Source organism: Acidovorax sp. Q11 (assembly GCF_054950075.1).
In genome coordinates this window covers 1-1735 of record NZ_JBUDZG010000069.1, presented here as the reverse complement: position 1 = coordinate 1735, position 1735 = coordinate 1, and the positions used below count along the sequence as shown (strand labels likewise).

1 protein-coding gene is annotated in these 1735 nt (G+C 43.6%); it reads right to left on the bottom strand.

Going from position 1 to position 1735, the window contains the following annotated elements; genetic code table 11:
• Window positions 1-324: 324 nt before the first annotated feature.
• The gene (locus ACYZGB_RS22685; RefSeq protein WP_462391241.1) at window positions 325-1485 is read right to left on the bottom strand and encodes a hypothetical protein; all 1161 of its coding nucleotides are present in this window, start codon (window positions 1483-1485) and stop codon (window positions 325-327) included.
• Window positions 1486-1735 lie beyond the last annotated feature (250 nt).

The window sequence follows — 1735 nt, the reverse complement described above, 5'->3', positions numbered from 1 at the left end:
CTCCAGCCCTGCTGGCGCAGCGATGCCAACGTCACTCTGTCTTCTGGCTGCAAGTGTTCGTATCTCGTTCTCATTTGCGTACATTACCCTCGGTGAGGGTGTTGCACTTCAGATTTGAGACCGCCCTACAAAGCCGCCAAGATGCTGACCGTTAAGCGATTGTTAATTGAGAAATATTCGTCGGATACGCTCGTTATTTAAATTTGGCTCTTTGCCGCAGGCTGGTTTTGATTTTTATGTTTCGCTGCATCGACCAAGTTCTTTAATAATGCGCAGACTTCGAGTTTTATTGCGCATACTTCATGGCAATGCTGATAATGCTCTCTAATTTTTCTTCGGTAATTCTAATTTGTCAATGACTTTGCTGATAATTTCTTGAGCGCCAAATCCACCATTGTCTCCTGCTGCTAAAGCCTCCTTGGGTACAAATATTTTTTCTGCGATCTGTTTCTTTATTTCATTTCTGTCGGTATCGGGCATATCAGCTGCATAGGGGCCTATAGCCCGTAGGTCAAGAGCTGTTTGAAGATGGCGCTGGTGCTGAGCCCGGTGCACTGCTGATTGCCGAATTAAATATGCGATCACGAACGAAAAGAATATGGCGCTAAATGCGCGTAGGGCACTCTTCTGTGGTTCAAGATTCAGAAGCTCCATGTGGGCTAGGGTGCCTATAACAAAAATCCCTAAAGCAATCATCATTGCAATCGCCGCTTTTCTAAAATCGTTCGCTATTTTCTCCTCTTTGATTGCGCTGCGCATGTAGTTTCCACTAAGGGCTTTTCGAGTGAGATTGCCTATAAAAGCGTCGATTTCTGCTTGCTTAAATTCGAGATTTGAGTTGATTTTGTTTACGTTATCAAATATTTTTTCAGCACGATCGTCTGTTTCTCTTTGAATTTTTGAGAAAAATGTTTCTGTGCTTCGTTCTAATTGAATAAACTTTTCATCCAATCGCCGACTTAGATCGGAAATGGACGAATCTAAATCTAGTGATCGCTTTTGAGAGGCGGTCAGGGCGCTGTGAAGATTCTCAATTTTTTTTGAAATCTCATCGATTTTTTCGCTTGTGGATTTGAGACGAATTCCATCAAGTTTCTCTGTTTCGGATTCTGAGATTTCGAGTAATACGGGTCGAGCCTTTACAACGGTTTCGACTTGGTTTATATGATTAAATAAATTTGCTTTTGAGGAGTTTTCACCTCTTAAGTATTGATCATAAAATTGACTCATTGCTATCGCGCGTGCATAGGTCGCCATTCTGGAGGCTAACATATAAGCGTGATCCACATTTTTTGGAGATGCAATATCGTCTATGTCAATAAAATCTTGCAAATTTTTGTTGAACGTCTTGATATGCTCCGCAAGTTCGGCAGGAATAGGTTTTTGACCCAATTGAGAAGTCGCAAATTTAATGGACTCCGCTAGGCCTTTAACTAAATTAACTAGATTTTGAAAATCTTGCGAGTTGTGTTCCCAAGTTGACATGCATTGTCCTTTTTTGATGTTTCTATTATTTCGCTTGCGCCGATTAGTGCTGTCGCGACGCGAATTCCTATTGACCTATCTCCACAGCTGACACCGATCGCGATATGCAGTGTCAGCTGCGGGCAATCCACCGAACTTAAGCCCCCACTACCCCTTGTAAGCCATATGCGGATGCGGCTTCACATGCCGCGCAGGTCTGGGTTGAGATCGGCCCGGCACGCGGCGCACCAAGTTCCTGCCCAGCAGGCCA